The organism is Mycobacterium sp. 1245852.3, assembly GCF_001669335.1.
In the GTDB taxonomy this organism is placed as follows: domain Bacteria; phylum Actinomycetota; class Actinomycetes; order Mycobacteriales; family Mycobacteriaceae; genus Mycobacterium; species Mycobacterium europaeum_A.
Map to the genome: position 1 here is coordinate 1 of NZ_LZLL01000329.1, position 7,023 is coordinate 7,023.

The 7,023-nt window shown below is 68.2% G+C and carries 6 protein-coding genes and 1 pseudogene; 2 read left to right on the forward strand and 5 right to left on the reverse strand.

Annotated features, from left to right (window positions below):
• The 3 genes and pseudogenes from A9W96_RS15020 to A9W96_RS15030 all read right to left on the reverse strand — a co-directional run.
• Positions 1 to 258 (reverse strand): annotated as a pseudogene (locus tag A9W96_RS15020) (ABC transporter permease); the annotation flags it as partial.
• Positions 251 to 1,177 carry an ABC transporter permease gene (locus A9W96_RS15025; protein WP_067140836.1) on the reverse strand — a complete coding sequence of 309 codons (927 nt, stop codon included), beginning with the start codon at positions 1,175 to 1,177 and terminating at the stop codon, positions 251 to 253. The gene A9W96_RS15025 and the pseudogene A9W96_RS15020, both read right to left, overlap by 8 nt.
• A gap of 2 nt (positions 1,178 to 1,179) precedes the next feature.
• A complete protein-coding gene (locus tag A9W96_RS15030; RefSeq protein ID WP_197499527.1) occupies positions 1,180 to 2,808 on the reverse strand; it encodes an ABC transporter substrate-binding protein in 1,629 nt (542 codons plus the stop codon).
• A gap of 138 nt (positions 2,809 to 2,946) precedes the next feature.
• Between A9W96_RS15030 and A9W96_RS15035 the strand changes: the two genes are divergently transcribed.
• Positions 2,947 to 3,681, forward strand: a complete 735-nt coding sequence (locus A9W96_RS15035; RefSeq protein ID WP_231999690.1) for a hypothetical protein — start codon at positions 2,947 to 2,949, stop codon at positions 3,679 to 3,681.
• Positions 3,682 to 3,688: 7 nt separating this feature from the next.
• On the opposite strand, the gene A9W96_RS15040 is transcribed toward A9W96_RS15035, so the two are convergent.
• Complete coding sequence (locus tag A9W96_RS15040) at positions 3,689 to 4,231, reverse strand: DUF4232 domain-containing protein (RefSeq protein WP_197499528.1); 543 nt, start codon at positions 4,229 to 4,231, stop codon at positions 3,689 to 3,691.
• A 153-nt stretch (positions 4,232 to 4,384) separates the two neighbouring features.
• On the opposite strand from A9W96_RS15040, the gene acs reads away from it, so the two are divergent.
• Positions 4,385 to 6,346 (forward strand): acetate--CoA ligase, encoded by a 1,962-nt coding sequence (gene acs / locus A9W96_RS15045; protein ID WP_067140845.1) that lies wholly within the window; start codon positions 4,385 to 4,387, stop codon positions 6,344 to 6,346.
• Positions 6,347 to 6,356: 10 nt separating this feature from the next.
• Here acs and A9W96_RS15050 read toward each other — a convergent pair whose 3' ends face one another.
• Positions 6,357 to 7,022, reverse strand: coding sequence for a peptidase (locus tag A9W96_RS15050; protein WP_067140848.1), 666 nt, complete (start codon positions 7,020 to 7,022; stop codon positions 6,357 to 6,359).
• Between the last annotated feature and the right edge of the window lies 1 nt (position 7,023).

The window sequence follows — 7,023 nt, forward strand, 5'->3', positions numbered from 1 at the left end:
CGTCACCGAGGCGCGCGCCCCGTAGACGGTGCGTGCGTAGATGTCGTGGCCCTGCAGGTCGGTGCCGAACCAGTGCGCGGCCGACGGGCTGCGCAGGCTTTGGCTCGGGTCGGCGTAGCCGGGGTCGGCGTGAGTGAACAACGCGGGAAACAGCGCAACCGCAAGGATGAGGAGGATCAGCGCGGCGGCGATGACGAACTTCGGACGCCGGTGCAGTTTGCGCCAGGTCTCGCCCCAGAAGCCGGAGTGCTCAGCCATAGCGGATCCGAGGGTCCAGCGCCGCGTAGAGCAGGTCCACCATCAGATTGGTGATCAGATAGATGAGCACCAGCACGGTCACGATCGAGACCACCGTGGGAGCCTCCTGCCGGGTGACGGCTTGATAGAGCACGCCGCCGACGCCGTGAATGTTGAAGATGCCCTCGGTCACGATGGCGCCGCCCATCAGCGCCCCCAGGTCCGCGCCCAGGAAGGTCACCACCGGGATCAGCGAGTTGCGCAGGATGTGCACGGTCACCACCCGCGGCCGTGACAACCCCTTGGCGGTGGCGGTGCGCACATGGTCGGCGTGCGCGTTGGCGGCCACCGCGGATCGGGTCAACCGCACCACGTAGGCGAATGACACCGAGCCCAGCACGATTCCGGGTAGCAACAGCCGCGCGAAGGTCGCCCGCTCCCCGACCGTCACCGGCGCGATGCCCAACCGCACCCCGAACACGAACTGCGCCAGGAAGCCCAGCACGAAGATGGGGATCGCTATGATGACCAGACCGGTGATCAGCACGCCCGCGTCGAAGAGGCCGCCCTGGCGCAGCCCGGCGATCACCCCGAATCCGATGCCCAGCACCGCCTCGACGGCCAGGGCGATCACCGAGAGCCGCAGGGTGACCGGAAAGGCATGTGCGAGAACGTCTCTGACCGGAAGCCCGGAATAGGCGCGGCCCAGGTCGCCGTGCAGGACGCCGCCGAGGTAGCGCAGGTACTGCACGATGAACGGATCATCCAGGTGGTACCTGGCGCGCAGCGCCGCGGCCACGGCCGGCGTCAGCGGCCGGTCCCCCGCGATGGCGGCCAGCGGGTCGCCTGGCAGCAGGAACACCATGCCGTAGATCAGCAACGTGGCACCCAGGAAGACGGGCACGATGACGGTGATCCGACGTGCGATGTACCAGCCCATGTTCAAGCCTTGACGAGATTCTCGTAGTCGGGCAACCCGTTCCAGCTGACCTTGACGGCGCTGACCTGAGGCGACCATCCGAGCACGGCGATGTAATACCACAGCGGCACGGCGGGCATGTCGTGCAACAGGATTCGTTGCGCGACGTTGACCAGCGCGTCGGCCTGCCGCAGGTCGGCGGCCGCCTCGGCGGCGGCCAGGCCGGCGTCGAACTCGCGGCTGGAATAGCCGACGTCATTGGATCCCGCGCCGGTGGCGTACAGCGGGGCGAGAAACTCGATCATCGACGGGTAGTCACCGATCCAGCCGGCCCGGAACGCGGTGTCGATCGTGCGGTTGGTGATCTGGGTGCGGAATCCGGCGAAGGTGGGCTGCGGCGCGCCGACGGCATCGATGCCCAGCACGTTCTTGATGCTGTTGGCCACGGCGTCAACCCACTCCTGATGGCCGCTGTCGGCGTTGTAGGCGATGGCGTAGCGCCCGCTCCACGGCGAGATCGCGTCGGCGTGGGCCCAGAGTTGGCGCGCCCGTTCGGGATTGAAGTCCAACGCGTCGCTGCCGGCGATGTTGGGATCGAATCCCGGCAGCGAGCTGGCGGTGAAGTCGCGGGCCGGACTGCGGGTGTTGTTGAAGATCTGCCGACAGATCTGCGGGCGGTTGATGGCCGCCGACAACGCCAACCGGCGTAGCCGGCCTTCCTCACCGCCGAAGTGGGGCAACCGCAATGGCGTGTCGAGCGATTGACTGACGGCGACGGGCCCGCTGGCGGAGTTGCCGCCCAGGTCGCGCTGATAGATCGTCAACGCGCTGGACGGAATGGTGTCCAGGACATCGAGGTTGCCGGAGAGCAGGTCGGCGTAGGCGGTGTCCAGGTTGGCGTAGAACTCGAACCTGAGCCCCTTGTTGTGTGGCTTGCGGTTGCCGTGGTAACCGGGGTTGGGCCGCAAGTCGATTCGGACGTTGTGCTCCCATGCGGGCCCGCCTGGACCGTCGGCGAGTTGGTAGGGGCCGTTGCCGATTGGGTGCTGCCCGAACGCGCCCATGTCCCGAAAGGCCTTCTGCGGCAAGGGATAGAACGCGCTGTGGCCCAGCCGCAACTTGAAGTCGATGGTGGGGACCTTAAGCCGGACGGTGAACTCCCGGTCGTTGAGCACCCGCAGGCCGGACATGGTGGTGGCCGCCGGTTTTCCGTCACCGGCCGGGCCGGCGAGGGCATCGAAGCCGTCGATCGGGCTGAAGAAGCTTTGCTGCAGTTGGGCGTTGGTGCTCGACGCTCCATAGTTCCACGCGTCGACGAACGAATGGGCCGTCACCGGTGAGCCGTCGGTGAACGTCCAGCCGGGTTTGAGGACGATGCGGTAGTTGACGTTGTCGGTGGTGTCGACCGATTGGGCGACCTCCGGCGACGGGTTGCCGGCGGCGTCGTAGGACATCAGCCCGGCGAAGAGCCGATCGAGGATCCGGCCGCCCAGGCTGTCGTTGGTCCCGGTGGGGATCAGTGGGTTCGGCGGTTCCCCGCCGTTGACCACCACCAGATCCGGGCTGAGCACACCGCCACCGCATCCGGCCAGCGAGACGACCACGAGCACCGCGACGATGACCGTGGCCAGCAAGGCCAACGCGGTCCGCATCGCACGCATGACACCCGACCCTAGGGCCTGAAGCCGTGCGGCGGTGAAGTGCCCGGGCCGGCCCGCACGACTTAAACTCGGGCGGTGACCGTCGCCTCCCTGGCCTCCGAGGGGGCCGCCTATGAGGCGGGCCGTCTGGTGGCGGCGCTCGGCATCCCCGCGATCGGTTTGCTCTGCCTGATCATCGGGCTGGTGACGCGCTCGCGCAGCCGCCGGCGGCCGCCGGCTTACCCGCAATACCCGCCGAGCTTCCCCGCCGGCCCCGGCTACCCCTACCCGCCGCCGGGTTACCCCGCGCAGCCCTATCCGGCTTATCCGGGCTACGCGCCGCGACCGCGGACGCCCAAGTCGGCCACCACCCTCATCACCATCGGCGCCGTGCTACTGGCGTTCGGGATCTTCGGGAACCTCGCCGTCACCGCCGCGAGGCTGGGTAAGTCGCACCGGGCCGACACGTCCCTGCGGGTTGGCGATTGCATCACCGAAAGCGACTATAAGGCACAGCGTTTCGATTCAACCCCGAGTCGCGGCTGCACCGACCCGGCGGCGACCTATGAACTCGCCTTCAAGGGCGGCGCCTCGGACAGTTGCCCCGACGGCAAACGAGAACACTCCGTCTATGACCGCTTCACCACCGACACGAGGATCCTGTGTTTTGCCGTCAACCTGAAAGAGGGCCAGTGCTATTTGATGCTCAGTGATGGTGAAGCGATGACGATCAGGTTGGGCGACTGCGGCAGGTCGAACAGGGTGCAGGTCAGAGTGAGTCGGCGCATCGACGGCAGCACCGACAGAACCCAATGCGCGACGGACGAAAAGGGCGTCGGCTACCCCGTTCCCGCGCGGGTCTATTGCCTCGTCAGAGCCGATTGACCCCCGCTCAGACCGCGGTGATGGGATGCACCTGCAATTCGCAGGCGTCGATGGTGGCCGCCACCGTCAGCACCATTTCGGTGTCGGGCGGGTTGACGCGCAGGTCGGTGTAGGTGGGGCACGCGCCGCCACTGCCGTCCAGCGCCATCCCCTCAACGATGGCCTGCCCCTGCGCCGATATCGACAGCGGCACGGTCGGCGGGACGTCGGTGCCGGCCGGCAGCCCGCCCAAGTAGCCGCGCGGCGTGGGCCGCGCGTGAATCAGTGGGCCCCCCGCGCCCGAATCGACCCAGGCGTATCCGGTGAGCGTGCACGGTTCGGCGCCGCCGGCGAGGGTGAACAGCAGCGTCACCGCGCGATGACCCACCGCCCCTTCCGCCGGCGAGGCGGTCACGGCGACCTGCTCCGACCGGCACGGCGTGGCCTGGTCGCCGCTCTCCAGCGGCATGGCCGACGCGGGCCAACCCGGCACGGCGGCCACCGCGTAAATCGTTGCGGCCGTGGCAAAGCTGGCAAGTAGTCGGCGGCTGCCCCGCTCATGACCCGGCACAGGAGGTGATTATCCGGCACGGGCGCACTTTTGACCCCGGATTCGCGCGCACGGCTACCACTCGCACAGCTACGCCTCACCCGGCTAGGCTCGCACTCGGCCACCAGCGCACGGCCGCCGAACGGCGAAGTCTCGACTACAGGAGAGAACTTAGTGACCGCCACCAATTCCGCAGGCCCCTCGTCCTATCCGCCGCCGGCGCAGTTCGCCGAGCAGGCCAACGCGGGTGAGGAGCTGTACCGCGAAGCCGAGCAGGACCGGCTGGCGTTCTGGGCCAAGCAGGCCAATCGGCTGTCGTGGGAGACGCCGTTCACCGAGGTGCTGGACTGGTCGCAGGCGCCGTTCGCCAAGTGGTTCGCCGACGGCAAGCTCAACGTCGCCTACAACTGCGTGGACCGCCACGTCGAGGCCGGCCACGGGGATCGGGTCGCCATCCACTGGGAGGGCGAACCCGTCGGCGATCACCGCAGCCTGACCTACGCCGAACTGCACGCCGAGGTGTGCAAGGCCGCCAACGCGCTGACCGACCTCGGTCTGGTCGCCGGTGATCGGGTCGCGATCTACCTGCCGCTGATTCCCGAAGCGGTGATCGCGATGTTGGCCTGTGCGCGCCTGGGTTTGATGCACAGCGTGGTGTTCGCCGGCTTCACCGCCAAGGCGCTGGCGGCCCGCATCGCCGACGCTTCGGCCAAGCTGCTGATCACCAGCGACGGCCAGTTCCGCCGCGGCAAGCCGGCCCCGTTGAAAGACGCCGCCGACGAGGCCGTCGCGCCCGGTCCCGACGGGGACAGCCCCATCGAGCACGTACTTGTGGTGCGGCGCACCGGAATTGACGTGTCCTGGAACGACGACCGCGATCTGTGGTGGCACGACGTCGTCGGCGCCGCATCCGACGAGCACACCCCGGAGCCCTTCGACGCCGAGCAGCCCCTGTTCCTGCTGTACACCTCGGGAACCACCGGCAAACCCAAGGGCATCGTGCACACCAGCGGCGGCTACCTGACCCATGCCGCCTACACCCACTACTACGTCTTCGACATCAAGGCCGAGACCGACGTGTTCTGGTGCACCGCCGACATCGGCTGGGTCACCGGGCACACCTACGGCGTGTACGGTCCGCTGGCCAACGGCGTCACCGAGGTCCTGTACGAGGGCACGCCCGACTCGCCCAGCCAGCACCGGCACTTCGAGATCATCGAAAAGTACGGCGTGACAATCTATTACACCGCGCCCACGCTGATTCGCACGTTCATGAAGTGGGGCCGAGAGATTCCCGACGCGCACGACCTGTCCAGCCTGCGGCTGCTGGGTTCGGTCGGCGAACCGATAAATCCCGAAGCGTGGCGCTGGTATCGCAAGGTGATCGGAGCCGACCGCCTTCCCATCGTCGACACCTGGTGGCAGACCGAGACCGGCGCCACGATGATCTCGCCGCTGCCCGGAGTCGCTGCGGCCAAACCGGGTTCGGCGATGCGGGCGCTGCCGGGCATCTCGGCAAAGATCGTCGACGACCATGGCGAGCAATTGGTCCCGGGCATCCACCAGGGTGAGCACGTCACCGGCTACCTGGTGCTCGACCAGCCGTGGCCGTCCATGCTGCGCGGCATCTGGGGCGACCCCGAGCGGTACGTCGAGACCTACTGGTCCCGGTTCGCCGAGCAGGGCTGGTATTTCGCCGGCGACAGCGCCTATTACGACCGCGACGGCGCCATCTGGGTGGTGGGCCGCATCGACGACGTCATGAACGTCTCGGGGCACCGGCTGTCCACGGCCGAGGTGGAGTCGGCGCTGGTCGGCCACGCCTCGGTCGCCGAGGCGGCGGTGGTCGGGGCGACCGACGCGACCACCGGCCAGGCCATCTGCGCGTTCGTCGTCCTGCGCTCCGATTCCCAAGTGCACGACGGGATCGTCGACGAATTGCGCGTCGAGGTGGCCCGGGAGATCTCACCGATCGCCCGCCCGCGCGAGGTCCACGTCGTACCCGAGCTACCCAAGACGCGCAGCGGCAAGATCATGCGCAGGCTGCTGCGGGACATCGCCGAAAACCGCGAACTGGGCGACACCTCGACGCTGCTCGATCCCGGCGTGTTCGACGCGATCAGGGCGGCGAAGTAGTCGCCGCGGTTCAGCCCGGCAGCGGGCTGAACCCCGCGCCGGGCCGGTGTTTGGAGTTGATGTCGGCCAGGATCGCGTTGAACGACTGGACCACGGCCGGCGTGTGCAGCGGAATGTACTTGATGACGCAGGTCGGCAGGTTGTCGCTGAAGGCCCCGTGGATCATGCCGACCAGCTGATTGTTGACGGTGACCGGCGCACCGGAGTCGCCCGGTTGACCACAGACCTGCATGACGATGGTGCCCGGCGCCTGGCCCATGCCCCAGGTGACGCCGCACGAATTGCCGGTCGTGCGGCCCTGTTTGCAGGCGATCTCGCCGAAGGCGGGGTCCGGCCCGATGCCGCTGATCAAGAAGCCGTTGAAGTTGGCCACCGGCGTCACCTTGGCGGGGTCGAACTTGATCACCGCGTAGTCGAGGTTGTCGTTGCCGGCGACCATGGTGCCCAGCACGCCGGCGTTTTCCGCGCCCTCGGCGGTGACCTGGGCGCCCGGGCCGCCGCAATGCGCGGAGGTGAAACCGATCAGCTCGCCGGCGGCGTCGCCGCCGATCGTGGTCAGGGTGCACATGGTGTCGCCGTTGATGACGATGCCGGCCCCGCCGCCGATCGGAATCCGGACGTCAGCGGCGGCGGCGCGGACAGGCGAACCCAGCACAGCCGCGAGCAGGGCGACCATC